24 protein-coding genes and 1 riboswitch are annotated in these 25,175 nt (G+C 72.1%); of the genes, 14 read left to right on the plus strand and 10 right to left on the minus strand.

Features of this window, described 5'->3' with window-relative positions; genetic code table 11:
* Positions 1 to 143: 143 nt before the first annotated feature.
* Positions 144 to 1,160 carry a WxL protein peptidoglycan domain-containing protein gene (locus ACIBSV_RS49865; protein WP_395874530.1) on the plus strand — a complete coding sequence of 339 codons (1,017 nt, stop codon included), beginning with the start codon at positions 144 to 146 and terminating at the stop codon, positions 1,158 to 1,160.
* Between the two features lie 43 nt (positions 1,161 to 1,203).
* A complete protein-coding gene (locus tag ACIBSV_RS49870; protein ID WP_395874532.1) occupies positions 1,204 to 2,400 on the plus strand; it encodes a hypothetical protein in 1,197 nt (398 codons plus the stop codon).
* Positions 2,401 to 2,459: 59 nt separating this feature from the next.
* Here ACIBSV_RS49870 and ACIBSV_RS49875 read toward each other — a convergent pair whose 3' ends face one another.
* Entirely contained in the window at positions 2,460 to 3,926 is a 1,467-nt protein-coding gene (locus ACIBSV_RS49875; protein WP_395874534.1) for a trehalose-6-phosphate synthase, read from the minus strand.
* Between the two features lie 228 nt (positions 3,927 to 4,154).
* Between ACIBSV_RS49875 and ACIBSV_RS49880 the strand changes: the two genes are divergently transcribed.
* Positions 4,155 to 4,559 (plus strand): peptidase inhibitor family I36 protein, encoded by a 405-nt coding sequence (locus ACIBSV_RS49880; RefSeq protein ID WP_395874536.1) that lies wholly within the window; start codon positions 4,155 to 4,157, stop codon positions 4,557 to 4,559.
* On the plus strand, positions 4,544 to 5,509 hold the full coding sequence (locus ACIBSV_RS49885; RefSeq protein WP_395874538.1) for a hypothetical protein: 966 nt from the start codon (positions 4,544 to 4,546) through the stop codon (positions 5,507 to 5,509). Before ACIBSV_RS49880 ends, ACIBSV_RS49885 begins: the two co-directional genes overlap by 16 nt.
* A 22-nt stretch (positions 5,510 to 5,531) precedes the next feature.
* On the opposite strand, the gene ACIBSV_RS49890 is transcribed toward ACIBSV_RS49885, so the two are convergent.
* Positions 5,532 to 6,509 (minus strand): glucosyl-3-phosphoglycerate synthase, encoded by a 978-nt coding sequence (locus ACIBSV_RS49890; protein ID WP_395874540.1) that lies wholly within the window; start codon positions 6,507 to 6,509, stop codon positions 5,532 to 5,534.
* Positions 6,510 to 6,701: 192 nt separating this feature from the next.
* Positions 6,702 to 6,854: riboswitch (SAM riboswitch) on the plus strand.
* Between the two features lie 16 nt (positions 6,855 to 6,870).
* On the opposite strand from ACIBSV_RS49890, the gene thrC reads away from it, so the two are divergent.
* From thrC to ACIBSV_RS49925, 7 genes are all read left to right on the plus strand, one after another.
* Complete coding sequence (gene thrC, locus ACIBSV_RS49895) at positions 6,871 to 8,145, plus strand: threonine synthase (protein WP_395874542.1); 1,275 nt, start codon at positions 6,871 to 6,873, stop codon at positions 8,143 to 8,145.
* Positions 8,142 to 8,420 carry a ubiquitin-like small modifier protein 1 gene (locus tag ACIBSV_RS49900; protein ID WP_395874544.1) on the plus strand — a complete coding sequence of 93 codons (279 nt, stop codon included), beginning with the start codon at positions 8,142 to 8,144 and terminating at the stop codon, positions 8,418 to 8,420. Before thrC ends, ACIBSV_RS49900 begins: the two co-directional genes overlap by 4 nt.
* 421 nt (positions 8,421 to 8,841) lie before the next feature.
* The gene (locus ACIBSV_RS49905) at positions 8,842 to 9,045 is read left to right on the plus strand and encodes a cold-shock protein (RefSeq protein ID WP_020557826.1); all 204 of its coding nucleotides are present in this window, start codon (positions 8,842 to 8,844) and stop codon (positions 9,043 to 9,045) included.
* 451 nt (positions 9,046 to 9,496) lie between these two features.
* Positions 9,497 to 11,122 carry a chaperonin GroEL gene (groL, locus tag ACIBSV_RS49910; RefSeq protein ID WP_020557825.1) on the plus strand — a complete coding sequence of 542 codons (1,626 nt, stop codon included), beginning with the start codon at positions 9,497 to 9,499 and terminating at the stop codon, positions 11,120 to 11,122.
* 214 nt (positions 11,123 to 11,336) lie between these two features.
* Entirely contained in the window at positions 11,337 to 11,924 is a 588-nt protein-coding gene (locus ACIBSV_RS49915; RefSeq protein ID WP_395874546.1) for a Uma2 family endonuclease, read from the plus strand.
* Positions 11,925 to 12,216: 292 nt separating this feature from the next.
* Positions 12,217 to 13,731 carry a hypothetical protein gene (locus ACIBSV_RS49920; protein WP_395874548.1) on the plus strand — a complete coding sequence of 505 codons (1,515 nt, stop codon included), beginning with the start codon at positions 12,217 to 12,219 and terminating at the stop codon, positions 13,729 to 13,731.
* Positions 13,728 to 14,735: an ARPP-1 family domain-containing protein gene (locus tag ACIBSV_RS49925; RefSeq protein ID WP_395874550.1), complete on the plus strand. Its 1,008-nt coding sequence runs from the start codon at positions 13,728 to 13,730 to the stop codon at positions 14,733 to 14,735. The genes ACIBSV_RS49920 and ACIBSV_RS49925 overlap by 4 nt, the downstream gene beginning before the upstream one ends.
* Here the strand turns inward: ACIBSV_RS49925 and ACIBSV_RS49930 are convergent.
* Positions 14,699 to 15,082, minus strand: coding sequence for a hypothetical protein (locus ACIBSV_RS49930; RefSeq protein ID WP_395874552.1), 384 nt, complete (start codon positions 15,080 to 15,082; stop codon positions 14,699 to 14,701). The two genes, ACIBSV_RS49925 and ACIBSV_RS49930, sit on opposite strands and share 37 nt — an antisense overlap.
* 45 nt (positions 15,083 to 15,127) lie before the next feature.
* Between ACIBSV_RS49930 and ACIBSV_RS49935 the strand changes: the two genes are divergently transcribed.
* Positions 15,128 to 15,397, plus strand: coding sequence for a DUF4031 domain-containing protein (locus ACIBSV_RS49935; protein ID WP_395874554.1), 270 nt, complete (start codon positions 15,128 to 15,130; stop codon positions 15,395 to 15,397).
* 40 nt (positions 15,398 to 15,437) lie between these two features.
* Here the strand turns inward: ACIBSV_RS49935 and ACIBSV_RS49940 are convergent, their stop codons facing one another.
* Positions 15,438 to 16,067 carry a metal-dependent phosphohydrolase gene (locus tag ACIBSV_RS49940; protein WP_395874572.1) on the minus strand — a complete coding sequence of 210 codons (630 nt, stop codon included), beginning with the start codon at positions 16,065 to 16,067 and terminating at the stop codon, positions 15,438 to 15,440.
* A 114-nt stretch (positions 16,068 to 16,181) separates the two neighbouring features.
* The gene (locus tag ACIBSV_RS49945) at positions 16,182 to 18,302 is read right to left on the minus strand and encodes a HelD family protein (protein ID WP_395874556.1); all 2,121 of its coding nucleotides are present in this window, start codon (positions 18,300 to 18,302) and stop codon (positions 16,182 to 16,184) included.
* 1,022 nt (positions 18,303 to 19,324) lie between these two features.
* Between ACIBSV_RS49945 and ACIBSV_RS49950 the strand changes: the two genes are divergently transcribed.
* On the plus strand, positions 19,325 to 20,644 hold the full coding sequence (locus ACIBSV_RS49950; RefSeq protein ID WP_395874558.1) for a M14 family metallocarboxypeptidase: 1,320 nt from the start codon (positions 19,325 to 19,327) through the stop codon (positions 20,642 to 20,644).
* Positions 20,645 to 21,306: 662 nt separating this feature from the next.
* On the opposite strand, the gene otsB is transcribed toward ACIBSV_RS49950, so the two are convergent.
* Genes otsB through ACIBSV_RS49965 form a run of 3 tightly spaced genes read right to left on the minus strand, consistent with a single transcriptional unit; the run spans position 21,307 to position 23,309 of the window.
* Positions 21,307 to 22,158: a trehalose-phosphatase gene (gene otsB / locus ACIBSV_RS49955; RefSeq protein WP_395874560.1), complete on the minus strand. Its 852-nt coding sequence runs from the start codon at positions 22,156 to 22,158 to the stop codon at positions 21,307 to 21,309.
* 10 nt (positions 22,159 to 22,168) lie between these two features.
* Complete coding sequence (locus ACIBSV_RS49960) at positions 22,169 to 22,963, minus strand: LytR C-terminal domain-containing protein (protein WP_395874562.1); 795 nt, start codon at positions 22,961 to 22,963, stop codon at positions 22,169 to 22,171.
* Between the two features lie 10 nt (positions 22,964 to 22,973).
* Positions 22,974 to 23,309 carry a DUF3263 domain-containing protein gene (locus ACIBSV_RS49965; protein ID WP_395874564.1) on the minus strand — a complete coding sequence of 112 codons (336 nt, stop codon included), beginning with the start codon at positions 23,307 to 23,309 and terminating at the stop codon, positions 22,974 to 22,976.
* 159 nt (positions 23,310 to 23,468) lie between these two features.
* Between ACIBSV_RS49965 and ACIBSV_RS49970 the strand changes: the two genes are divergently transcribed.
* On the plus strand, positions 23,469 to 23,813 hold the full coding sequence (locus ACIBSV_RS49970) for a cupin domain-containing protein (RefSeq protein ID WP_395874566.1): 345 nt from the start codon (positions 23,469 to 23,471) through the stop codon (positions 23,811 to 23,813).
* A 94-nt stretch (positions 23,814 to 23,907) separates the two neighbouring features.
* Here ACIBSV_RS49970 and ACIBSV_RS49975 read toward each other — a convergent pair whose 3' ends face one another.
* Positions 23,908 to 24,843: a carbohydrate ABC transporter permease gene (locus ACIBSV_RS49975; RefSeq protein ID WP_395874568.1), complete on the minus strand. Its 936-nt coding sequence runs from the start codon at positions 24,841 to 24,843 to the stop codon at positions 23,908 to 23,910.
* Positions 24,840 to 25,175 (minus strand): carbohydrate ABC transporter permease (locus ACIBSV_RS49980; protein WP_395874570.1); only part of this gene is annotated, 336 nt, incomplete at its 5' end. The genes ACIBSV_RS49980 and ACIBSV_RS49975, both read right to left, overlap by 4 nt.

Raw genomic sequence — 25,175 nt, forward strand, 5'->3', positions numbered from 1 at the left:
GGACGGTGTGGCCCGGAGCGAAGCGGAGGGACACACCGTCCCGAGCGAGGCGCCGCTTTTTCTTGGAGGAGCGAAGCGGGGGAAAGAAAAAGCGGCGCCTCGCGAGCCGGCGACGAAGTCGCCCAAAAAAGGAGCACCCCCGCATGCGTCCCGCAGCCCGACTGTTGTGTGCCCTGTTCGCCACCGTGTTGCCGCTGATCGCGCTCGCGGCGCCCGCCCGGGCCGCCGACGAGTTCACCTGGGGCGTGCAACCGGCGGGCGGGCGCGACCACTTCGTGCTGACCGCCGGGCCCGGACAGACCCTGGTCGACGTGGTCGGCGTGTCCAACTTCGGCGACAAGCCGCTGACCCTGCGCGTGTACGCCACCGACGCCGTGCTCGCCGCCGACGGCGGGATGACCCTGCTGACCGCCGCCGAGCGGCCCAAGGACGTCGGCGCGTGGATCGGCTTCGACGCCGAGACGTACACGATCGCGCCGGGCAAGCGCGCGGACATCCCGTTCCGGCTGACCGTCCCGGCGGACGCGAGCCCCGGCGACCACACCGGTGCCATCGTCGCCTCGATCAAGGCCGAGGCGACCGGCCCCGGACAGCAGCGCTTCGACGTCGACCGGCGGGTCGGCGCTCGCGTGTACCTGCGGGTGGACGGCCCCGCCGTGCCGCGCCTGGCGATCGAGGACCTGCGGCTGTCCTACGACAACCCGATCGCGATGTCCGGCGGCGGCGAGGCGATCGTGCGCTACCGGGTCCGCAACACCGGCAACGTGCGCACCTCGGCGAGCGCCGAGACCACCGTCACCGGGCTCGGCGGGTGGCGGCTGGGTGGACCCGCCCGCGCCGCCCTCCCCGAGTTGCTGCCCGGCGCGACACACGAGGTGGTCCAACGATTCACCGGCGTCTTCCCGGCCGGTCGACTCACCGCGGACGTCACGGTCACCGGCAACCCGGCGACCGTGACCGCGAAGTCGACGAGCGTGTGGGCGCCGCCGTGGCTGCTGCTGGCCGCGCTCACGCTGCTGCTCGGCGCGCTGATCGCCTACGTGGTGACCGTGCTGCGCCGTCGCCGTCGCCGTCGCCGGGCCGCCGCCGCGCGCGATGCCGCCGCCGCGCCGAACGCCGCCGACGCCCCCACCGAAGTCACCGCCGACTCGACCGGCTGACCGCCCGCCGTCGCGTCGCCGCCCCGACCCTCCAGGAGTTCACATGTACACCTCGCACCGCCTCCGTCGCGCCGCGACCGCGGCCGCCGCGCTCGGCCTGGCCGGCGCCGGCGTGCCGGCCGTCGCCCACGGCGCCCTCGCCGCCCCCGCCGACACCCGCGCCGAGACCCCGGCCACACCCGCCGTCACCGCCTCGCGCAGCACCGAACTGGCCGCGGCCGGCGACGAGATCACCGTCGTCGGCCGAGGTTTCGCGCCCGGCGCGCGGGTCACCGTCGCGCTCTACGGCGGCGACACCGCCGACCGGACGGGCAGCCGTACTCTCGTCGCCGACGCGCGGGGCATCGTCGCCACGCCGCTGCGGGTGGGCACCGGATTCGCCCCGGACGCACCGGCGTTCGAGGTGCGGGTCGGCGCCGAGGGCGGGCCGGCCGCGAAGGTCGCGGTGACCTTCGCCGCGCAGGCGCCCGCCGGCGCCCCCACGTCGCTGCGCGCCGCACCGCAGGGGGCGGCCGAGCAGGCTCGGGCCCCACAGGCCGCTCCGCAGGCGGCGGCCGGCGGCGCCAAGCTGACCGTCACGCCGAGCACCGGTCTGGAACCGGCCGGCGCGTCGGTCACGGTCAAGGGCTCCGGCTACGTGGCGGGCAGCGGCAACGGGATCTACGTCGTATTCGGCCCCAAGGAGGCCGACTGGACCACCAACGCGGGCAACTACGGCGCCTCGAAGTGGCTCAAGGCGTACGGCGCGGACGGGATCAACCCGGACGGCACCTTCTCCGTCACCCTCACCGACGTCAAGGCCTCGTACAAGAACGGCGCGGGCAAGGACGTCGACTGCCTCAAGACCGAGTGCTACGTGCTGACCATGGCCGCGCACGGTTCGCCCGACCGCAGCCAGGACGCGTTCGTGAAGGTCTCTTTCAAGGGCGGCTCGACCACGGCCGGATCCGGCACGACGGCGGGGGCCGGCAGCACGACCGGCACCACCACGGGCGGCACCTCGGGCACCGGCTCGACCGGTTCGGCGAGCGCCGGCGGCGGGACGAGCGGGTCGACCGGCGGTGCGGCAACGAGCGGCTCGACCGGCGGCGCGGGCAAGTCCGGCGGCGGCAGCCTGCCGCTCACCGGGCCCGCCGGCCTGGTCGGTGCGAGTGTCGCCGGCGTCGCCCTGGTCGCCGCCGGCACGGTCGCGGTGGTGACCACCCGGCGCCGCCGCGGCACCCCGCCCGCCTCGGCCTGAGCGCCGCCGCCCCCGAACGCCGGTCGGACCGGCGTTCGGGGGCGGTTCGCCGGTCGCGGCTACTTGCCGAGCGCGTCCAACTGCTCCAGGAACCACTGCTGCGGGTTGAGCGCGACCGCCGCCGCGGCCAGCCGCTTGGTGCGTTGCAGCCGCTCCGTGGGCTCCATCGTGAGCGCCGTGTGCAGCGCCTCGGTGGTCTGCGACACGTCGAACGGGTTGACCACGATCGAGTCCTCCCCCAACTCCTCGAACGCGCCCGCCTCGCGCGAGAGCACCAGCGCGCAGCCCCCGTGCGCCTCGTCCAGCAGCGAGACCACCGGCACCTCCTTGGCGACCAGGTTCATCCCGTCCCGGATCGGGTTCACCAGCGCGACGTCGGCCAGTCGGTACGCCGCGAGCGAGCGCGGGAAGTCGTCGTTGACGTGCAGGATCAGCGGCTGCCAGTCGCCGGTGCCGAACTCGTCGTCGATCTCCTTGGCCACCCGCTGCACGGCGGCGGTGTACTCGCGGTACTCCGGGAGGTCGTGCCGCGAGGGGTAGGCGAACGCGACGTGCACCACCCGGCCGAGCCATTCCGGCCGGGTGCGCAGCAGTTCGCGATACGCCAGCAGACCGCGAACGATGTTCTTGGACAGTTCGGTGCGGTCCACCCGGACGATCACCCGGCGATCGCCCACCGCCTCGCGCAGCCCGGCGAGTCGGGTGTCCACGTCGGCGCGGGAGGCGCGCTCGCGCAGGAAGTCGGCGTCCGCGCCCAGGCCGTGCACACCGATCTCGGTCACGTGGCCCGCGTGCGTGACGGTCATCGCGTCCCGGTCCACCACCGCGTCGAGCACGTCCGCGCAGCAGTCCAGGAACGCGAGCGCCCAGCGCCGGGTCAAAAAGCCCGCGTGGTCGGCGCCGAGCACGCCCTCCAGGACGAACCGCGCGATGTCGTCGGGAAGCAGCCGGAAGTAGTCCGGCGGCGCCCACGGGGTGTGCGAGAAGTGCCCGATCCGCAGGTCCGGACGCAGCCGGCGGAGCAGCACCGGCACCAGGGTGAGGTGGTAGTCCTGCACGACCACCTTCGCGCCCTCGGCGGCCTCGTCGGCCAGTGCCTCGGCGAAGGCCTGGTTGTACGCCTCGTAGGAGGCCCACTCCTTGCGAAAGCGCGCGTCGAAGACCGGCTTGGACGGGGTGTCGTAGAGCAGGTGGTGGACGAACCACAGGGTCGAATTCGCTATGGCGTTGTAGGCCCGCGCGAAGGTGCCCGGATCGATGTCCAGCATCCGTACGGCCAGGCCACCGGTGTCGTGACCGGCCAGATCCAGCCGGCCCGAGGGGGCGGCCCGGGTCGCGGTGCGATCGGCCTCGCCCAGCGCCGAGCACACCCACACCGCGCCGGTCCCCTGGCCCGCGGTGGACAGTCCGGACACGAGTCCGCCGCCGCCGCGACTGACGGACAGCGTGCCGTCGTCCTCCAGTGAGAAGGACACGGGACCGCGATTCGAGGCGACCAGGACACCAGCGGGAGGGGGAGCACTCATGCCCCGACCCTAGCCACGCTTCCCGGTGCGCAAACCCGGCCCGATCGCCCCCGCGGCTCGAACGGTGTGGCGAGTATCACGTGCGCTTGTCATTACCGGGAGTAGCGGGGGTGTGCTTTCTCTTGACTCGTCGGGCCGATCCCGCCCGGGTTCGACCGGGGCTCTCCCCGCGGACCCGGTCGTTGGACGGGGTCCGAAAAAGGGCGACGGGGCAAGGGGGAATCGGGAATGGGCAACAATCGTGGCCTGGCCGCGGGCGCCGTGGCCGCCGCGTTGATCCTGGCGAGCGGCGCGACACCCGCGGTCGCCGAGGGCGACGGCGCGTGCAACGACGGCGACGCGTGTCTGTACTACAACTCGAACGCCAAGGGCGCGCGTTTCGACCATCGGTACAACGTGGCCAACTACTCGGGGTACCGGTTCATGCCGTCCCCGGACGGCAGCAGCGGCGCGTGGACGGCGGTCAAGAACAACGCGGCGTCGGTGTGGAACAACGATCCGACGCACATCCTGCGGATCTACTACGGCAGCAACTATCAGGGCCCGGTGCAGGAGATCGGTCCGAAGTCCACGGCCAATCTCGATCCGGCGCTGAAGAACAACAACGCGTCGGGCAGTTGGACCGCGCAGTAGTGCGCCCGCGCCGCGTCCCGGGCCCCGTCCTGGTGGGCGTCGTGCTGGGCGTCGTGTTGTGCGCCGCGTCGGCGGGGTGCACCGCGAGCGGCGAGCGCGCGGACCCGGCGGCGCGGGCGCCCGGCCGCGCCGACCCGTCGCTCCCGCCGCCGGGCGCGGTCCCGCCGGCGGGCGAGGTGGCCCGGCTCGACCTGCCGATCGCGGCCTACCTGCCGACCCCGGAGCAGCGCGCCCGGCAGACCGCGGCCGAACAGGTGCTGATCCGGGCCTGCCTGGGCCGGCTGGGCCTGACGTATCCGACCCCCGCTACGGCGGACACCGAACCGGTGCTGCGCTCGCGCACCGAGCGCCGGTACGGGGTGGGCGACCCGGTCGAGGTGGCCGGCTGGGGATTTCGGCCGCCGGGAGTGGCGAAGGCGGGCGACAAGCCGAGCGCACCGGCCCTGGGCCGCGAGCTGGAGGTGGCGCTGTACGGCGCCGCGGCGGCGGACGGGCTGCCGCCGGCGCCGACCGAGGGCAGCGATCGGCCGGGACCGGGCTGCCTGGGAGAGGCGCGGTTCGCCCTCGGCGTCGATCCGGCGCTGGAGCGCGCGGCACTGCCGAGCCGGCTGGATGTGGAGTCGTTCGAGCGCTCGCGCGCGGATCCTCGGGTACGGCAGGTGCTCGCGCTGTGGTCGACGTGCATGCGGGGGAAGGGGTTCGACTACCCCGATCCGTTGGCGGCGGGCGGCGATCCGGCCTGGGACACGCCCGTGCCGAGCGCGCGCGAGATCGCGGCGGCGACCGCGACGGTGGCCTGCCGGGCCGAGCACAACGTCGCGGGCACCTGGTACGCGGTCGACGTGGCGTATCAGCGACAGGCGATCGAGCGTGAGGCCGCGGCGCTGACCCGGGTGCGGGCGGCCCGGGAGAACACCGTGCGCAAGGTCGCGGAGGTGCTCGGCAACTGAGCCCGCCGGCCCCGCCCGGCGATCAGCGCTCGACCAGGCGGGTTCGTGCGCGGTAGGCGGGCACGGTCGCCATCGCCGGCCGCTCCCGGGCCGCGACGTCGTGCGTACGCAGCCGGAAACCGCCCTCGTCCCGCTCGAACTGGGTCAGCGCGGTGCTCAGCTCGACCGGGTGCGCGCCGTTCGGGCCGCGCCGCAGCCGGCGCTCGACGGCCTGGAGTATCTCCGCCGCCATCCGGCCCAGCCCGGCCTCGTCCTGGTGGTTGTGCCGGCGCACCCCCACGTCCACCTGGGCCATCGCGTCCAGGCCGACCAGGCGCAGGGTGTCCACGAGCATCGCGGTCTCGACGCCGTAGCCGCACGGGAAGGGCAGTTGTTCCAGCAACGAGCGGCGGGCCGCGTACTCGCCGCCGAGCGGCTGGACGAAACCGGCGAGTTCCGGCCAGTGCAGGTTGAGCAGCGGACGCGCGACCAACTCGGTCACCCGGCCGCCGCCGGCGGGCACGATCGTGTCGCCGATCTCCAGCGGCCGGTCGTACATCGCCTTGACCAGTTGCACCGAGGTGTCGGTGAGCAGCGGGCCGAGGATTCCGGTGACGAAGTCGGCCGAGAAGTCCTTGAGGTCGGCGTCCACGAACGCGACGATGTCGCCGTCGGTGACCAGGAGCGAGCGCCACAACACCTCGCCTTTGCCGCGCACGGCCGGGATCGCGGGCAGGATGTCGTCGCGGTGCACGACCCGCGCGCCCGCGTCCGCCGCGATCCGGGAGGTGTCGTCGACCGATCCGGAGTCGACCACGACCAGTTCGTCCACCAGCGGCGCGCGCTCGATCAGCTCGGTGCGGACCACCTTGACGATGTCCCCGACGGTCGCCGCCTCGTTCAACGCCGGCAGGACGACGCTGACCCGAGTGTCTCGTTTGGCGTCAAGAAGCTTGTCGACGGGCCAGTCCGCGGCGACGGAGGACCGTCGTCGAAGCCAGGCGCTCACCTCGGGCTGCACGTTCGAAATCCCCTGTCGTCGCCGGTGTTCCGGCCTCGGTCACGGCCACCCTCCATCGTCTCGCGAGGTGGACCGGATGATCGACGCGGCACCGGTTCGGTTACAGTCGTCGTCACCGGTAACGACGATCGCACGTCGTGCCGGACAAACGCGGACCGGCCACCTCGCGAAGGGTGTGTCCACCGCCATAGCAGCTCATCCAGAGGGGCAGAGGGAACGGCCCGTTGAAGCCCCGGCAACCATCCGATCGTCATTCCTCGTGACGCGCTTTCGGCGCGAGCGAGCACCGGCGGATCGGACAGGTGCCAAGTCCGGCCCGTGGAACCCCACGGGTAAAGATGAGGACAGAAAGGCCCTCGCCATGGCGACACCCACCGCCACCCGTTCCACCAGCGCCACCTCCACCTCCTTCGGTCCGGCCGTCGCGCTGTCGTGTCGCGAGTGCGGCGAACGCACCGAACTGGGTCCCAAGTACGCCTGCGAGTCCTGTTTTGGCCCGCTCGAGGTGGCCTACGACTTCGGCACCGTCACACGTGAGCAGATCGAGGCCGGCCCGCAGAACATCTGGCGCTACGCGCCGCTCCTGCCGGTGTCCGCGGACGTCGCGTCCCGGCCCAATCTGAACCCCGGTTTCACCAAGCTGGTCCGCGCCGAGAACCTGGGCCGCGAGCTGGGCATCGCGAAGCTGCACGTCAAGGACGACTCGGGCAACCCGACGCACTCCTTCAAGGACCGCGTGGTCGCGATCGCCGTCGAGGCCGCGCGCACGTTCGGCTTCACCACCCTCTCCTGCTCCTCCACCGGCAACCTGGCCGGCGCGGTGGGTGCCGCCGCCGCCCGGGCGGGCCTGCGGAGCTGCGTGTTCATCCCCTCCGACCTGGAGGCCGGCAAGGTCGTCACGGCGGCCGTGTACGGCGGCGAGCTGGTCGCCATCGAGGGCACCTACGACGAGGTCAACCGGTTCTGCTCGGAGCTGATCGGCGACCCGGCCGGTGAGGACTGGGGCTTCGTCAACGTCAACCTGCGGCCGTACTACGGCGAGGGTTCCAAGACGCTCGCGTACGAGATCGCCGAGCAGCTCGGCTGGCGGCTGCCCGAGCAGATCGTCATCCCGATCGCGTCGGGTTCGCAGCTCACCAAGATCGACAAGGGCTTCCGCGAGCTGATCGCGCTGGGGCTGGTCGAGGACGCGCCGTACAAGATCTTCGGCGCGCAGGCCACCGGGTGCTCCCCGGTGGCCGCCGCGTGGAAGGCCGGCCACGACGTGATCCGCCCGGTGCGGCCGGACACGATCGCCAAGTCGCTCGCGATCGGCAACCCGGCCGACGGCCCGTACGTGCTGGACGTGTGCAAGCGCACCGGCGGCGCGGTGGAGGACGTCACCGACGCCGAGGTGGTCGAGGCGATGAAGCTGCTGGCCCGCACCGAGGGCATCTTCGGCGAGACCGCCGGTGGCGTGACCGTCGGCTGCCTGCGCAAGCTGCTCGCGTCCGGCGCGCTGGACCCGGACGCCGAGACGGTCGTGCTCAACACGGGCGACGGCCTCAAGACGTTGGACGCGGTCACGCCGACCACCGGCGCCACCGCGACCATTCGACCCACTCTGGAATCCTTCCGAAAGGCCGGCCTGGCATGAGCGTCTCCGTTCGCATCCCGACGATCCTGCGCACCTACACGGGTGGGGCGGCCGAGGTGTCCGTCGAGGGAAGCACCCTCGCCGAGGTCCTGGACGCCCTGGAAAAGGACCACACCGGAATTCGCGCACGCATCCTCGACGACGAGGGCAAGCTGCGCCGCTTTGTGAATCTGTACGTGAACGACGAGGACGTGCGCTTCGCGGACGGTCTCGCCACCACGATCCCCGACAACGGCAGCGTTTCGATCATCCCGGCGGTCGCCGGCGGTTGCTGACGCGATAGGCGACCTTGTCGATCTTCATCGGCACGGATCACGAAACGGAACCGAGAAATCCGCCGTCCGGAGCACCGGGCGGCGGATTTCCTCTCTCCCCGGCCGACGTGCGTTACACGTGTTTACCCGGGTCCATTTCCCCGCTTTGGCGGCGTTGCGTCGGTAAACCCGTGGTCGAGATCACACCCGATATGTATCGAAAGTCGTTTTCCTGACGTATTGAAATACGGCTTTCCTGGTGATTCACGAAGAATGCGAGCTTTATTCACTCGGGAATTCTCGTCCGATTGACCTGTTGCTCCGGGCATCCGTCCGGATACATTCAGCCGCGGTCGTAGCGGAAGGCCGGGTCCTTCTGGATACGAACCCGGAGCTGCGGCGTGCAGTATCCGTGAAAGGGCCAGTAACAGGGGAGTTAGGAATGGCTCAGGGCGCCGTCAAGTGGTTCAACGCGGAGAAGGGGTACGGCTTCATCGCGGTCGACGGTGGTGCGGACGTTTTCGTCCACTACAGCGCGATCCAGATGGACGGGTACCGGACGCTCGAGGAGGGGCAGCGAGTCGAGTTCGAGATCTCGCAGGGGCAGAAGGGGCCGCAGGCCGACATGGTCCGCGTCACCGCCTGAACCAGGGGGCATCCGCTCCTCTGCTTGAAACGGTCCACACCACGGACTGCACGACACATCGCAGCACAACACTTGTCCCGATCTCTCGTCCGGCCTGTTGTCCGATGGTCGGATCGGATGCGTATCGGGTGTGATCAGCGACCGGGGCCCGGCCTTCCCGCCATGCGGGGGCCGGGCCCCGGTCGTTGTACGTGCGGCCGTGCGGACCCGCGCTTCGTGCGACACGCGCGGGGGTGTGCGCGGACGGGTCGGGACCGGCCGTTGCGCTTGCACTCGGCATGGTCGAGTGCTAATCATTGGCGTTAGCACTCTGGATGTGAGAGTGACAGAAACGGACCGAGCCGGTGAGGCTCGGCACCCGTGAGGGAGGGATCCTCGCGGTGGTCGGGTCGTCCGTCGCGGGCACCTGTGCGGTCCGGCACTCACCCCCGTTCTGGGAGGACTTCACCACATGGCCAAGATCATCGCGTTCAACGAGGAAGCGCGCCGCGGCCTCGAGCGCGGGATGAACCAGCTCGCCGACGCCGTCAAGGTCACGCTGGGCCCCAAGGGCCGCAACGTCGTGCTCGAGAAGAAGTGGGGTGCGCCCACCATCACCAACGATGGTGTGAGCATCGCCAAGGAGATCGAGCTCGAGGACCCGTACGAGAAGATCGGTGCGGAGCTGGTCAAGGAGGTCGCGAAGAAGACGGACGACGTCGCCGGTGACGGCACGACGACCGCGACCGTCCTCGCCCAGGCGCTCGTACGCGAGGGCCTGCGCAACGTGGCCGCCGGCGCGAACCCGATGGCCCTCAAGCGTGGCATCGAGAAGGCCGTCGAGGCCGTCTCCGAGCAGCTTCTCGCGCTTGCCAAGGACGTCGAGACGAAGGAGCAGATCGCCTCCACCGCCTCGATCTCCGCCGCGGACCCCCTGATCGGCGAGATGATCGCCGAGGCCATGGACAAGGTCGGCAAGGAAGGCGTCATCACCGTCGAGGAGAGCAACACCTTCGGTCTCGAGCTCGAGCTCACCGAGGGCATGCGCTTCGACAAGGGCTACATCTCGCCGTACTTCGCGACCGACATGGAGCGCATGGAGGCCGTCCTCGAAGACGCCTACGTGCTCATCGTCAACTCGAAGATCACCTCGGTGAAGGACCTCCTCCCGCTGCTGGAGAAGGTCATGCAGTCGGGTAAGCCGCTCATGATCATCTCCGAGGACGTCGAGGGCGAGGCCCTGGCCACGCTCGTCGTCAACAAGATCCGCGGCACCTTCAAGTCCGTCGCCGTCAAGGCGCCGGGCTTCGGCGACCGTCGCAAGGCCATGCTCGGCGACATCGCCATCCTCACCGGTGGCCAGGTCATCTCCGAGGAGGTCGGCCTCAAGCTCGACACCGCGGGTCTCGAACTCCTCGGCCGCGCCCGCAAGGTCGTCGTCACCAAGGACGAGACGACCATCGTCGACGGTGCCGGTGACTCGGACCAGGTCGCGGGTCGGGTCAACCAGATCCGCGCCGAGATCGAGAACTCGGACTCGGACTACGACCGCGAGAAGCTCCAGGAGCGTCTCGCGAAGCTGGCCGGCGGCGTTGCCGTGATCAAGGCCGGCGCCGCGACCGAGGTCGAGCTCAAGGAGCGCAAGCACCGCATCGAGGACGCGGTGCGCAACGCGAAGGCCGCCGTCGAAGAGGGCATCGTCGCCGGTGGTGGCGTGGCCCTGCTCCAGGCGTCGACCATCGCGTTCGACAAGCTCGAGCTGGACGGCGACGAGGCGACCGGCGCGAACATCGTGCGCCTGGCCGTCGAGGCCCCGCTCAAGCAGATCGCGGTCAACGCCGGCCTCGAGGGCGGCGTGGTTGTGGAGAAGGTGCGCAACCTGACCCCGGGTCACGGCCTCAACGCCGCGACCGGCGAGTACGTGGACCTCATCGCCGAGGGCATCATCGACCCGGCGAAGGTCACCCGTTCCGCGCTGCAGAACGCCGCGTCGATCGCCGCGCTGTTCCTGACCACCGAGGCTGTCATCGCCGACAAGCCGGAGAAGAACCCGGCCCCGGCCGGCGGCGCTCCGGACATGGGCGGCATGGACTTCTGATCCGCTGAGGATCGGTAGACCCGCACGGTCTTGACGCGAGAGGCGGTCCCCTTCGGGGGGCCGCCTCTTTCGCGTTCCCGGGACGGATTGCGGCGGTGTTCGAAGCGTGTTCGCTCGTTCGAGTGGCGGTGGCGACTTACCCTGAAATGGTCTCCGGGCGGCACATAGCGTCGCTCCTGCTACAGCGCGGACCGAGGTGGATGAGGTGGACGACATGACCGCACCCGTGATCGAGGCGAGCGACACCTGGCACCGACTGGTGTCCACGTGGCAGGAGCTGGACGTGCCCGACGGCTGGCGCGCCGAGATCACGGGGGGAAGCATCGTCATGTCGCCACCGCCGGCAAATACGCACAATCTGATTGCGTCCCGCCTCCAGCGGGCGTTGCTTACGGTCACCCCGGAGAACTGTGAGATCTTCCAAACGCTCGGTGTGAGTATCGCGCCGATGTTTCGGCTCTACATCCCGGACGTCGTCGTGATGCCGGTCGACGACATCGGGTTGGATCCCGAACACGACACGGCGCCGACCCCGGCACGGTGCGCCCTCCTCATCGCCGAGATCACCTCCAAGGACAATGCGGACCACGATCGGGTAACCAAGCTCGAGGCCTACGCCCGGGCCCAGGTGCCGCTCTACCTGCTCATCGACCGCTGGGACAAGGAGGGTCCTTCCGTGAAGCTCTTCTCCGCGCCCGACGGCAGGAGATACCACGGGGAACTCCGGGTATCGATCGGCGAGTCGATCACCATCCCCGAGCCTTTCGGAATCGACCTCGATACGTCGCTCTTCGGGGTCTGATTCGACTCGACCGATATTGGCCGGCGTCGGCGGCACCTCGCTCGTAGGCTCGTGGTGCGACTCCGGGAACTACGCGTTCCTTCTGTCTTGGCGTACAAGCGCTTTTGGGGTGCTTGGGGTTCGAATCCCTATCCGGGACCCGTGACCTGCCCGGAGTCGCGTGCCATCGCACCCGGGGAACTGCGTGTTCGTACAGAGCCGTTTCCCATGGGTCGGAAGCGGTCCCAGGTTCGTCCGGGGACCACACACCGGACCCGCGACCTGCCCCGGGTGCCCACGGGGGAGCCTTTCGATGACCGAGATCACCCGCGCCCTGAGCGCCGACAATCCGGCCCGCGCCGAGGCCGCCGCCACCGTCGTCCGCTTCCTGGACGTCGCCGTGGCCGCGACCGGGCGGGCCTCCTTCTACAACACCCGCGACGAGCAGCTCGCCTTGGAGCAGGACGCGCACCGCGCGATGATCGCACTGGACCGGCGGTTGTACGCGGGTCTGGTGTGCTCCCCCGGAGCCACCGACCGCAGCCGGCAGCTCGGCGTGCTGCACCTGCTCGACACGCCCGCGCGCGAGGACGACGGCACCGCCGTGTACGACGCGGTGGCCGCGCTGACCGTGCCGCGCCGACTCAAGCTGTTCGGGCTGCTGGCCGAGCGGCGGGTCAACAACGCGCGGGTGCGCCGGCTGATCCTGCGCAGCGTCCTGGGCTCCGGCTCACTGGAGTTGTGGTCGGTGCGCTACCGGGGCAAGCTCGCCGGCGCCCTGCGGCACGCGTGGGGTCTGCGGCTGAGCGGCATCCTGCGCTCGATCCTGACCAAGCAGCTCGCCGGCGCGGAACTCGACCCGAAGGAACTGCGCATCCTAGCCCGCGAGCTCGACCGCTGGGCGCCCGACCCGGCCGACGCCGCCGTCACGCGCGAGTGCGTCGCGTTCGTGCTCGGCGCCGACGGCCCGTACACGCTGCCGCTCCCGGTCGCGTATCGAGCCGCCCGCACCGACCTGGACGCGGGCGCGGCACTGCCGCTGGAGACGCTCGAAGGGCTGCGCGGCCGATTCCACCCGGACGACAAGCCCGCGCGCGTCCTGGCGCTGACCGCCGATCGGCTGACCGTCGGCCAGCGGCTCGCCGGACAGCGGCAGGCCGAGCGCGCGGGCGTCGAGGTCGAGGTCGACCTCGACCGCTACGACGCGGTCCGGCTCTACCTCTACGCGTTCGCGACCGGGATGACCGACGAGGTCGCCGCGGCGCTGGATCGGCGGGCCGCGGCCGGTGCCGCCGGGCTCGACCTGGCCGGCCGTCGGATCGCCCTGGTCCTGGACGGGTCCGCCTCGATGCGCGGTGGCGCCGATCAGCCGCTGCGGCCGATCGCCACGGTGCTCGCGCTGCGCGACGCGCTGCGGGCGGCGGCGGGCGAGTGCCACGACGTGTGGATCGGCGGCGCCCCGGACGGCCGACTGGTGCGACCCACCGGCGCCACGGCGGCGGCCGAGGCCCTGGTCGCCGCGCTGCGCACCGGCGCCGAGCTGATCGTGGTGATCGGCGACGGCTACGAGAACGCGCCCGCCGGGCGGTTCGCGCAGGTGCTCGACGCCGCGCACACCCTCGGCGTCGCGGTGCCGGTGGTCCAGCTCTCGCCCGTGCTCGCGGCCGAGGCGGGCGGCCTGCGCGGCTACGCGCCGGACCTGCCCACCGCCCCCGTCCATCGTCCCGAGGCTCTCGAACTCGCCTGGTGCCGGCTGATGTTGGCCACCGACCCGGCCGCCGCCGTACCCGCCCTGCTGCGCCTGGCCCACCTGGAGGTGACCGGATGAACACCCTCGCCCACGACGCGCTGCCGATCGGCGACCTGCTGACCGGCTGCACCCTGGGTCGGGTGCAGAGCGTCGGCCGGATGCAGGTGTTGCCGCTGCTCGGCGACACCTGCGACGCGCCCGCAGTGACGCTCCCGACCGATCTGTGGATCGGCACGAGTGGCTACGGCACGCTCACCTTCGTCAACCACACGCCGAACGTCGCGCTGGTCCCGTGCCACCTCGCGGTGATCGTCGAGCAGAGCGCGCAGGACCACGCGATGCCGCGCGCCGCCATGGTCGAGCCCTCGGATCGGCTCGCCTTCGACGCGGCGATGTGCGTCCAGCAGACCCAGCCCGGGCTGATCCCCGAGGCACCGCGGCCGCTCGCCGTGCTGCCGCTCGCGCTGCGCGCCGCCGCGTCGGCGAGCGCGGACGCGGACGGGTACAGCAGGTTGTGGCCGGCCGTGCAGCGCTTCAACGTGTCCTCCGGCCTCGCCGAGACCGGGAACCTGGCGCTGTTCCTGAAGCACTTCGCGCTCGAGCTCGAACGTTTCGTCGCCGAGTTCGAGTGCGTCGACGAGCAGGTGGGCGCGGTGGTGCTGCTGGACGGCGAGATCGCCGGGATCGAGCGGGCGCCCTCGCGGGCTTACTGGTCGGCGATGTGGGAGCCGCTGATCCGGTTCTGCTACGGCGCGGAGGCGCTGCGTTACGGCCTGCACGACGCGGGTGATCCGCCGCCGAGCCGGACCGTGCTGAGCCTGCCCGGCCGCGACGGCGCGGCGGCCGGCGACCCGTACGACGTGCTCGCCCAGGCGCTGCGGGTCGCCGACGCCGAGGAGCGGCGGCGCGCCGAGCACACGCTGGACGCCGCCGGCGCGCAGGTGGTGACGGTGACGCCGGAGCACACGGCCGCCGGTGTCACCGTGGGCCGGGCGCAGAGCGAGCGGCTGGTCGGCGCGTACGCGGTCGGCGGCGACCGGCCGATCTACGCGTCGTTGACGGCGCGCTCGTTCGGCGGCTGAGTGGGCGCGAGGCCGCCAAGCGGGGCGATCACCTCGGCGTCCCGTTCGCAGACCCAGTGCGGGTCCTCGCCCAGCTCGGGTTCGAGGTAGAGCGGGTGGTCGTCGTGCCGCGGGCACGGCGGCCACACCGTGCCCTGCTCGGTGAGCGCCTCCTGGACGTCCTGGCCGATCAGTCCGGGGACGTACGCGGCGCCGTCGGGCCACTGCTCGACCCACCACTTGCGCTCGACCAGCGCGTGCTCGACCACGGTCACGGTCTCGGGGGTCTCGACGCCGTGCGTGCGCAAATCGGCCAGGACCAGGGCGCGGGCGGTCAACAGGGCGACGTCGGTCGGATCCTTGCTCATGGTCCACAAGTGTGCGCGATCGCGGCGTATACGAGAATCGACGGCGTGGCACTCCTCATCGATCCCCCGGCCTGGCCCGGACGCGGGCGGCTGTGGTCGCACCTCGTCAGCGACGTCTCGCACGCCGAACTGCACGCGTTCGCACGCGAACTCGGCGCGCCGGAGCGTGCGTTCGACCGGGATCACTACGACGTCCCGGCCGACCTGTACGCGCGGGCGGTGGCGAACGGGGCCGAGCCGGTCTCCAGTCGGGAACTGGTGATCCGGCTGACCCGGGCGGGGCTGCGCCGGCGCAAGCGGTACCGCCCGCGCTAGACGCGGCGGCGTCCGCCGTGCCGAGCCGGCAGGCGCCGGGTCAGGACTGCTGGCGCGGGATCGTGCCCTCGAGTCGTTCCAGCTCGGCGCGCATGTTGTAGCGGGCCGCCTCCTCGTACCGTGCCGCGCCCAGGCGGGTGTGGAACAGCCGGGGCAGCGACATCAGGTCGCGCAGCACGGCGGCGCGGGCGGCGCGGAACGCCTCGTCCGGAACGAACGCGTACTCCTCGCGGACCGCCGCCGTGTACGCCTCGTAGCGCTCACGGTCGGCGGCCAGGATGGCCAGGTCCGCGTCGCACAGGACGTGCGCGTTGTGGTCGTGCTCGCCGGGCGCGTGCTCGGCGGTCACCCGGACCAGGCGCACCGTCTCGGCCACCAGGGCCGGGTCCACGCCCGCCTCGCGCAGGCCGCGCTCGGCCAGCCGCGCGCTGCGCTCCTCGTTGTCGGCCCGGGCCGGGTCGTAGACCGCGTCGTGGAACCACGCGGCGAGCACGACCGCGTCGGCGTCGTCGGCCTCGTAGGCCAGTTCGCCGACCAGGTCGAGCACGGTGCGCAGATGGTCGGTGTCGTGATAGCGGCGGTGCGGCTCGGCATAGCGCGCCAGCAGGCTCTCGACGACGGCGCCCGCCTCGGCGTGCTCACCGACGAGCCGGGCCCATTGGTCCCGCAGTGTCACAGTCGCGGACTCCTGGATACGTTCCACCCGGCCAGCATGGCAGAACGAGCGAGCGAAGCCGACCACCAACCGGTTCGACACACGCGGTTCACTCGTATTGGATGCCCGTCACCGATGCGGCAGGACCGGTACCGCCAGCGGTTCCGGGAGCGGGCGCGCGTGCAGCACGACCAGCGCGGACACCGCGCGGGTGAGCACCACGTAGAGCCGGCGCAGTCCCTGGGCCTCGGCGTCCACGATCTCGGCCGGTTCGGCGACCGCGACGTGGTCGAACTCCAGACCCTTGGCCAGTGACGCGGGCACCACGCTGATCCGGGCCTCCTCGGCGCCGCCCTCCTCGCCCAGCACCCGGTGCGCGGCGCCGGTCGCGCGCAACGCGTCGGCGACCTCAGACACCCGCGCGTCGGCGCAGATCAGGCCGATCGAGCCCTCGTGCGCGAGCAGTTCCAGGGCCGCGTCGGCGGACCGGGCGGCCAGTTCGTCGGCCTCGACCGGGCGCAGGGCGAGTGCGCCGGCCGCTTGGCGGACCGAGGACGCCGGGGCCAGGCCGGGGGCGATCACCGGCAGCAGCCGGCTCGCGAACTCCAGGATCTGGAGCGGCACTCGGAAGCCCCGGGTCAGCTCCTCGACCCTGGCCCCCTCGTGCCCCAGGTGGTGCAGCGTCTGCGCCCAGCCGGGGGTGGCCCACGGCGTGGTGCCCTGCGCGATGTCGCCGAGCACCGTGGCCGAGCCGGTGGAACAACGCCGGCCCACCGCGCGCAGTTGCATCGGGGACAGGTCCTGCGCCTCGTCGATCACCACGTGTCCGTAGCCGCCGGTGCGGTAGAGCAGGTCGGCGGTCTCGTCCACGAGCACCGCGTCGGCCACGGTCCAGCGCGCGGATCCCACCCCGCGCGGCGGCGTGGCCCAGCCGATCGCGGCCTGTTCGTCGGCGGTCAGTACGCCGTCCGCGCACGCGGCCCGGAACCCGGCGTCGCCCAGCAGCCGGAACACCAGCTTGAGCGGGTCCACCGCGGGCCAGATCGCGTCCACCGCCGCCTTGACCGGTCGGCTGCGCGCGACCGCGTCCTGGACCCGGTCGTCCGGGGATTCGCCGCGCTCCTCCATCTTGGTCAGCAGCGCGTGCGCGAGCCGTTGGCGGAGCATGTCGCGCGCGGCGCCGTAGCGCACGTCGCGCGTGCGCAGCGCGGCCACCAGTTCCTCGACCTCGTACACCGCCAGTCGCCATGTGCGCGAGTCGCGGACCACGGCCACCGACTCGGTCGGCGCGCGCAGCCCAGACCACACCGCGCGCCGGAGCACCTCGGCCATCCGCGCGTCGCCCTTGATCGTGCCGGACTCCGCCTCGTCGAGTGCCCGGACCTTGATCTTGGAGGTGCGGGTGACCAGGTCCTCGACGGTGGTCTGGCCGACCTCGATCTCGCCGAGCGCGGGCAGCACCTGCTGGATGTAGTCGAGGAAGGACCGGTTCGGGCCGACCACCAGGGTGCCGCTGCGGGCGAGGCGGTCCCGGTAGGCGTACAGCAGCCAGGCCACGCGGTGCAGGCCGACGGCGGTCTTGCCGGTGCCGGGCGCGCCCTGGACGCACAGCGTGCGGCCCAGGTCGGAGCGCACGATCTCGTCCTGCTCGGGCTGGATGGTCGCGACGATGTCGCGCATCGGCCCCACGCGCGGGCGCTCGATCTCCGCCGCGAGAATCCCGCTCGCGGTGTCCGCCTCGTCCGGGTCGCTCAGGTGCTCGTCCTCGAACGCGGTCAGCTCGCCCGCCGTCCAGCCGAACCGGCGGCGCAGTTCGACGCCGAGCGGCTCGGCGCGGTTGGCCCGGTAGAAGGCGCGGGACAGCGGCGCGCGCCAGTCCACCACCATCGGGTCGCCGAGTTCGTCGTGCACGTGTCGGCGGCCGATCCAGAAGGACTCGACCGGCTTGCTCGGGTCGGCGCTCACCTCGACCGGTTCGACGCCCTCGACGCCGTCGGCGAACCGGCCGTCGACCCGGCCGAAGAACAGCGGCGAGCCGGCGTGGTCGGCCAGCGCGGCGATCCGCTTGGCGATCAGGTGTTGTGCGGTCTCGTTGGCGACGGCGGTGGCACCGACATCGCGCAGGTCCAGTGCCTCGGTCTCCTCGCGCATCCGGCGCAGCGCGGCGCGGGAGGAGTCGAGGTAGGCGCGTTCGACGGCGAGCGCGTCGTGGGTGGGCAGGGCGGGGCCGGGTGTGGCGGGCGCGGACATGTCTCTCCGGTTCGTGGCGGCGACGGATCGGAGCCCGGCCGTGCGCGATGTCACGTCCTGGTGCGCCCCTGCGGAGGGCACGGGCCGGGCGCCCGAAGGCGGCGGCCCGCGCGGCCCACCGGTGCCGGGCGCCGAGGACGGTTCCCGATCACTGCACTGGGTGGGACAGCGGAATCAGCGAGCCTAGGGGAGTCCGGCTCTCCCATCAACTCCCTATCGCAGGCCATGCTCTGTTGCCGAGGTGTGGAGGCGGAGGGACGGAAGGACCGCGAACGGACACCGGGTGGGGGTGGGTGACGGCCGAAAACGTGCGGGTTCGAAATGCGGGCTCGGCGCGTGGGTTCGATGCGTGGGTTCGATGCGTGGGCTCGGCGTGTGGGTTCGGCACGCGGGTCCGACGGGCGGGTCCGACGGGCGGGTCCGACGGGCGGGTCCGACGGGCGGGTCCGACGGGCGGGTCCGACGGGCGGGCTCGGCACGCGGGCTCGGCACGCGGGCTCGACGCGCGGGCTCGACGCGCGGGCTCGACGCGCGGGCTCGACGCGCGGGCTCGACGCGCGGGCTCGACGCGCGGGCTCGACGCGCGGGTCCGACGCGCGGGTCCGACGGGCGGGCTCGGCACGCGGGCTCGACGCGCGGGTCCGACGCGCGGGTCCGACGCGCGGGTCCGACGGGCGGGCTCGGCACGCGGGCTCGACGCGCGGGTCCGACGCGCGGGTCCGACGGGCGGGTCCGACGGGCGGGCTCGGCACGCGGGCTCGACGCGCGGGTCCGACGCGCGGGCTCGACGGGCGGGTCCGACGGGCGGGCTCGGCACGCGGGCTCGACGCGCGGGTCCGACGGGCGGGCTCGGCACGCGGGTCCGACGGGCGGGCTCGACGCGTGGGTTCGGCGCGTGGGTTCGGCGCCCGGGTCCGACGCCCGGGTTCGATACGCGGGTTCGACGACGGCGTGGGTGCGTGGGCGATCGCTCGGGGCGGTGGCGGGGTGTCGATCGTGGTGAAGGGGAAGGTGGTTCGGGGATGAGGGCGTGGACGGCGAGGATGGTGCTCGCGATGGCGCTGGTGGCCGGGATCGCGCTCGCGCCGGCTCCGCCGGGCAGTGGGCGCGGAGGCCGGGTACCAACCGGTTTCGAACGGCGCGGCGGGACCGCCTGGACGACGCTCTCCCAGGAGCGCGACCTCCTGCGCGACCTGGTCTCGGCGAGCCCGGGTCCGGAACGGGCCGGGTGGGGCGCCGCGCGGGTCACCGTGACCCGGGTCGGCACCAGCGCGCGCGGCCGAGCGCTCGAACTGATCACCGTGGCCGGGATAAGTACGGTGCCCGAACCGGTCCGCGTGCTGTTCGTGTGCGGTCAGCACGGCGATGAGCCTGCCGGTCGGGAGGCATGCCTGAAGCTGGTTCGGGACCTGGCCGCCGATCGTTCGCCGGCGGGGCGTCGGCTGCTGGAGCGGGTCACCGTCCTCGTGCTGGCCACGCCGAACCCGGACGGACTGGTGGCGGGCACCCGCACCACCGCAGAGGGGGTGGATCTCAACCGCGACCACGTAGCGGTGAGTTCGCCCGAGGCACAGACCATCCGGCAGGTACTCCGCGAGGCGCGCCCGCACATCGTGCACGACCTGCACGAGTTCGACGTACCGACCGGCACATACCCGACGCCGACCCTGTACCTGTGGCCGCGCAACCTCAACGTGGCACCCGAACTACGGTCCCTGGCTATCGAGTTGACCCGCGATCGGATCGGCACCGCGCTACCCGCGGCGGGCTGGGCGGCGGGTGTCTACGGAGAGGGCACGGCGGGTCGGCAACTCGGCGGTGACGCGGACGAGCGGCTGCTGCGCAACGCAGCCGGGCTCGATCACGCGGTCGCGGTGCTGGTCGAGATCGCCCGGCGGCCCATCTCGGCTCTGGAACGCGCGGATCCGGGCCTCCTCGGGCGGCGGCGGGTGGCCGCGCACCTGGTGGCCGCGCGGGCCACGCTGCGGATGGCTGCCGAGCGCGGAGACACCATCGTCGCGGCGGTACGCGCGTCCCGGGAGCGGGCCATGCACGGCGGCGGACCGGTGTACTTCGACGGGGCCGACAACGTCCCGGCCGGCCGAACTGCGGTCGGGCCGATGCCATGCGCGTATCAGCTGACACCCAACGGGTACGCCGACGCGCGGGCCGCGTTGGCCGCGCACGGCATCCGGGTCGAGCCCGACCTGCGGGTGGAGACGGCGCAACCGGCGGGCGCGATGGCCGCGTTGCTGCTGGACCCGAGGGCACGCTTCGCGGTCGCGGAGGCAACCCCCTTGCCCTGCGCGGGAGAATCACCGGCGACCGGAGACAAGTCCTGATGGGACGGGCGGGCCCGGCGCGTCCCGAACGAACACGAGGCCGCGGCGACGAGCACCGACCGAGCGCACGAGCGCAAGGATCCCGAGCGAGCGCACGCGTAAGAACCCGCCGCGAGCAGTGCTCTCCACATGTGCGGTGCTCGCGTCGCAGTATGAGAACACTGCCCACAGCGAGCCCACCGCCCACGTGGAGAGCGCCGCTCACAACGAGAGCACTGCCCCGTGACGAGACCACTGCTCACAACGAGAGCAGCGCTCTCAGCAGGAGCAACGCGTACACCGAGAGCACCGCTCGCCGTAAGAGCACCACCCATGACGAGAGCACTGCTCACAACGAGAGCACCGCACGCATTGGGAGCCGGCTCGCAGCGAGAGCACTGCCCGCCGTAAGCGCACCGCCGGCCGCGAGAGCATTGCCCGCGGCGAGAGCACCGCTCACACCAAAGAGCACCGCTCTCGCGCATGTGGGAGAGAGCACCGCTCACGGCGAGAGCACTGCTCGCAGTAAGAGCGGCGCTCACAGCCGAGAGCGCCACTCACACTCAAGAGCACCACCCCCAGCGAGAGCGCCACTCACACTCAAGAGCACCGCTCGCAACGAGAGCACCGCACGCACCCCACACACACTCTCCACCCGCCGAGAACAAAGCCGCCGAACCCGCCTATGCCCCCTCGACCCGGTCCGCGAGCGCGGCCAGTAGCTCGGCGACGCCCTCCGGGCCGGGGACGACCAAGTCGGCGCGCTCGGCCAAGGCGTGCACCTCGGCCGAGCCGCTGCACACGGTGAGGCCGGCGACGCCCTGTTCGCGCAGTTCCTCGACCGCCTCGAAGGCGGCGAGGTCGCCGAGGTCGTCGCCGGCGAAGAGCACCGACCCGGCCTGCTTCTCCTTGAGGAAGCCGGTCAGCGCGCGGCCCTTGTCCATTCCCCGGGGGCGCAGCTCCAGCACGTAACGGCCCGGCTCGACGGCCAGGTCGTGCCGCGCCGCGAGTTCGGCGAGCGGGTCGCGCAGCAGCGCGAAGGTGGCGTCCGGGTCCGGGGCGCGGCGGGTGTGCACGGCCAGTGCGCTGCCCTTGTCCTCGATCCAGGTGCTGTTCCACACGTCGAGCGAGTGCAGCAGTCCGGGCAGCGCGAGCCGCACCTCCCCCACCCCGCGCGGTGGCTCGGGCGCGCTGACCCGGCCGGTCGCCGCGTCCCAGCGCTCCAGGCCGTAGTGGCCCAGGACGACGAGTTGTTCGAGCCCGGCGACGCCGCGAAAGCGGCCGTACTCGACGGCGACCGCGGCGGGACGACCGGTGACGATCACCGTCGCCGCCAGGTGCGGGGTCAGTCGGGACAACGCCCGGACCGCGCGCATGTCCGCGCGGGCCTGGTCCGGGCGGTCGACGATCGGGGCGAGCGTGCCGTCGAAGTCGAGCGCGACGACCGCTCGGGCCGGCTCGCCGAGCAACGCGGCGAGGCCCGTGCGACCGGCCGGCGTGGTGGGTTCGGGCAGCGTGGACCGGTTCGAGGTCATGCCGACCAACCTACCCAGTGGTCAGCGAACCGAGCAGGCGATCCGCCGGCGGCACCACTTGGTCGTCGACCACGATCACGGTGAGTCGATGCAGCGGGATGCCGGCGAAGGCCGGCTTGATCCGGCCGATCCCGGGCAGCGCGGCGGCCAGCGCGCGCGCCTGCCGTTCCTGGCCGACCGGATGGTAGACGGTGGTGGCCGGGACCGCGCCGCGGAACACATCGGTCCCGCTGACCTCCCAGCCCGCCGCCTCCAGCCGTCGGGCCATGCGCTCGGCGAGCGTGGGCACCTTGGTCTGGTCGAGCAGCACCACCTTGCCGCGCGCTCCCCGGGGCGCCGAGGGGGCCCGGGCGGGCGGCGCCGGGCGGGCCGACACGGCCGGGGCCGCGACCGGGGCCGGTGCGGGAGCGGGAGCGGGAGCGTTTCGGGCGCGGTCCGCGGCCACGCGGGTCGCCGGCTCGTCCCGGCCGATCGCGAGCGCACCCGCCGCCGCGCAGAGCGCCAGGAGCGCGGCCACCGGGAGCAGGCCGCGCCGGGGACGCCCGGGGCCGGCCCGGCGCGCGGGGGCGGGGGACGCCCGCAGCCCGCCGATCAGATCGCGCTCGGTCGGCACCGCGCGCCCGCCGCCGACCGCCTCGGCCCGCTCGGCCCCTTCGGTCCACTCGGCCCCTTCGGCCCCTTCGGCCCCTTCGGCTCGCCCGGTCCGCTCGATCTCCTCGGCCCACAGGTCCTCGTTGGTCCAGATCAGGCCGTACCGACCGAAGCCGGCGAACACGTCGTACTCGTCCTTGCGGCGGGTGAACACCCCCGGCCCCTCAGTGCCCGGGACGACGCGCGGTGGAGCGGGCCTGTTGCCGCGCCTCGCGCAGCCGACGCAGCCGCTGCACCAGCATCGGGTCGTGTTCGAGCGCCTCCGGGCGGTCGAGCAGCGTGTTCAGTACCTGGAAGTAGCGGGTCGCGGAGAACCCGAAGCGGTCGCGCACGGCGCGTTCCTTGGCACCCGCGCGCTTCCACCACTGGCGTTCGAATTCGAGGATGTCCCGGTCCCGGTCGGACAACCCGCCGGCGGGAACCGCTCCGGAGGAGGTCGCCGCGGCGCCCTGCCCGGGAATCACGGGCGGCTCGGGCCGCGCGTCGTGTTCCTCGCCCATCGGTCACCCCTTCGGTACCTCGCCCGGGCCCGTCGACCCGCTTCCGGCATTCTGCCCGCCCGCGCCGACGGACCATCGCACCGGCGCGGTGATTCGCCGGAAAAGCCCACGAATCACCCGAGGGAGGGCGTCGCGGCAGTGGCCTATATGCTCCGCCGCATGTCTACTTTTGCCGTCCATATCCCCGCCGCCGAACTCGAAGCCGACCCGCTCGACCCGGCCCAGATCGTCTCCGGCACGCCCGAGGTCTCGGGCAAGGTCCTGTGGGAGTCCGAGGACGGCAAGCAGATCCGCGGCATCTGGCAGATCACCCCGGGCGTGGTGACCGACACCGAGGCCAACGAGCTGTTCGTGGTCGTCTCGGGCCGGGCCACCATCGAGATCCGGGGCGGCGCGACGATCGAGGTCGGTCCGGGCGACGCGTGCGTGCTCGAAGAGGGCGACGAGACGGTGTGGACGGTGCACGAGACGCTGCGCAAGGCGTACCACATCACCCTGCCGTAGCCGCCGCGTCCGCGAACACGCCGAAGCCCACAGGCCCCCGAGGCCTGTGGGCTTCGTGTTTCCCGGGGTCGTCCCGGGCCGTGGGTCGTCCGGGTTACTTGACCGATCCGGCGGTCAGGCCCGATACGACGTGCTTCTCGATGTAGGCGAACAGGATCACGACCGGCACGATGGCCACCACCGATCCCGCGAACAGGTATTGCCATTCGACGCGGTAGGCGCCGAGGAAGCTGTTGATGCCGACGGTGAGGGGTTGTTTGTCCGGTGTGGTCACCAGCACGAGTGCGACGGTGAATTCGTTCCACGCGGCGATGAAGGTGAAGATGACCGCCGTGACGATGCCGGGCATGGCCAGGGGGAGGGTGACCCTGCGCAGTGCCCCGAGACGGGAGGCACCGTCGATCATCGCGGCCTCCTCCAGCTCGACCGGGATCGCGCTGAAGTAGGCGGTCAGGATCCACACCGAGAAGGCCAGGTTGAACGCGCCGTTGACCAGGACGAGCGCCCAGTACGAGTCGAGCAGGTCCAGGATGTAGAACTCGCGGTACAGGCCCACCAGCAGTGAGGTGGGCTGGAACATCTGGGTGACGAGCACGAGCATCAGGAACACGCCCCGGCCGCGGAAGCGTTTGCGCGCGGTGTAGTACGCCGCGGGCAGGGAGACCACCAGCACCAGGAGGGTGGACATGCCGGCGACCAGGAGCGAGACCTTGAGGTTGTCGCCGAGGGTGGACTTGTCCCACACGTCGACGAAGTTGGCCCATTCGAACCTCGAGGGCAGGTAGCCGTCGCCGGTGAGTTCGTCCTTGGGCCGCAGCGCGGTGATGCCCATCTCGATGTAGGGGGCGACGAAGACGATCGCGATCACCCACGCGAGCGCGCCGAACCACAACTGTTTGTGGCTGTACTTCGAGCCCCCGAGCACGGACTTCCTTCTTCCGGGCCCCTTCCCGCCGGCGGAGGCGCCGGGGGATTGCCTTCCGGTGGCGCGGGTGTCGGGCTTGCGGCCGGCGGTGGTGCTCGTGCTCATCGGTCGGTCTCCTTGTTCCCGCGGCTGACGACGAGGAAGAACGCGACCAGGACGATGATCATCGCGAAGTTGGCCACGGACATCGCGGCGCTCTCGCCGATGTCGGACGCCTTGAGCTGGTACATGAACACCGTGGTCGTCGCGGTCTCGTAGCCCGGTCCGCCGTTGGTCATCGCCCAGATGATCGGGAACGAGTTGAAGACGTTGATCAGGTTGATCACCACCGCGACCAGGATTGCGGGCCTGAGCAGGGGGAGGGTGATCGACAGGTAGGTGCGCCAGGTGGACGCGCCGTCGATCTTGGCCGCCTCGTACACCTCGCCGGGCACGGT

Origin of the sequence: Embleya sp. NPDC050154 (assembly GCF_044460165.1) — a bacterium.
In the GTDB taxonomy this organism is placed as follows: domain Bacteria; phylum Actinomycetota; class Actinomycetes; order Streptomycetales; family Streptomycetaceae; genus Embleya.

What these genes read in the sequence shown, in the direction of transcription:
- ACIBSV_RS49865 (WP_395874530.1), top strand. Translation starts at nt 144, where the DNA reads ATGCGTCCCGCAGCCCGACTGTTGTGTGCCCTGTTCGCCACCGTGTTG.
- ACIBSV_RS49870 (WP_395874532.1), top strand. Translation starts at nt 1,204, where the DNA reads ATGTACACCTCGCACCGCCTCCGTCGCGCCGCGACCGCGGCCGCCGCG.
- ACIBSV_RS49875 (WP_395874534.1), bottom strand. Translation starts at nt 3,926, where the DNA reads ATGAGTGCTCCCCCTCCCGCTGGTGTCCTGGTCGCCTCGAATCGCGGT.
- ACIBSV_RS49880 (WP_395874536.1), top strand. Translation starts at nt 4,155, where the DNA reads ATGGGCAACAATCGTGGCCTGGCCGCGGGCGCCGTGGCCGCCGCGTTG.
- thrC (WP_395874542.1), top strand. Translation starts at nt 6,871, where the DNA reads ATGGCGACACCCACCGCCACCCGTTCCACCAGCGCCACCTCCACCTCC.
- ACIBSV_RS49900 (WP_395874544.1), top strand. Translation starts at nt 8,142, where the DNA reads ATGAGCGTCTCCGTTCGCATCCCGACGATCCTGCGCACCTACACGGGT.
- ACIBSV_RS49905 (WP_020557826.1), top strand. Translation starts at nt 8,842, where the DNA reads ATGGCTCAGGGCGCCGTCAAGTGGTTCAACGCGGAGAAGGGGTACGGC.
- groL (WP_020557825.1), top strand. Translation starts at nt 9,497, where the DNA reads ATGGCCAAGATCATCGCGTTCAACGAGGAAGCGCGCCGCGGCCTCGAG.
- ACIBSV_RS49915 (WP_395874546.1), top strand. Translation starts at nt 11,337, where the DNA reads ATGACCGCACCCGTGATCGAGGCGAGCGACACCTGGCACCGACTGGTG.
- ACIBSV_RS49920 (WP_395874548.1), top strand. Translation starts at nt 12,217, where the DNA reads ATGACCGAGATCACCCGCGCCCTGAGCGCCGACAATCCGGCCCGCGCC.
- ACIBSV_RS49925 (WP_395874550.1), top strand. Translation starts at nt 13,728, where the DNA reads ATGAACACCCTCGCCCACGACGCGCTGCCGATCGGCGACCTGCTGACC.
- ACIBSV_RS49930 (WP_395874552.1), bottom strand. Translation starts at nt 15,082, where the DNA reads ATGAGCAAGGATCCGACCGACGTCGCCCTGTTGACCGCCCGCGCCCTG.
- ACIBSV_RS49945 (WP_395874556.1), bottom strand. Translation starts at nt 18,302, where the DNA reads ATGTCCGCGCCCGCCACACCCGGCCCCGCCCTGCCCACCCACGACGCG.
- ACIBSV_RS49950 (WP_395874558.1), top strand. Translation starts at nt 19,325, where the DNA reads ATGAGGGCGTGGACGGCGAGGATGGTGCTCGCGATGGCGCTGGTGGCC.
- otsB (WP_395874560.1), bottom strand. Translation starts at nt 22,158, where the DNA reads ATGACCTCGAACCGGTCCACGCTGCCCGAACCCACCACGCCGGCCGGT.
- ACIBSV_RS49965 (WP_395874564.1), bottom strand. Translation starts at nt 23,309, where the DNA reads ATGGGCGAGGAACACGACGCGCGGCCCGAGCCGCCCGTGATTCCCGGG.
- ACIBSV_RS49970 (WP_395874566.1), top strand. Translation starts at nt 23,469, where the DNA reads ATGTCTACTTTTGCCGTCCATATCCCCGCCGCCGAACTCGAAGCCGAC.
- ACIBSV_RS49975 (WP_395874568.1), bottom strand. Translation starts at nt 24,843, where the DNA reads ATGAGCACGAGCACCACCGCCGGCCGCAAGCCCGACACCCGCGCCACC.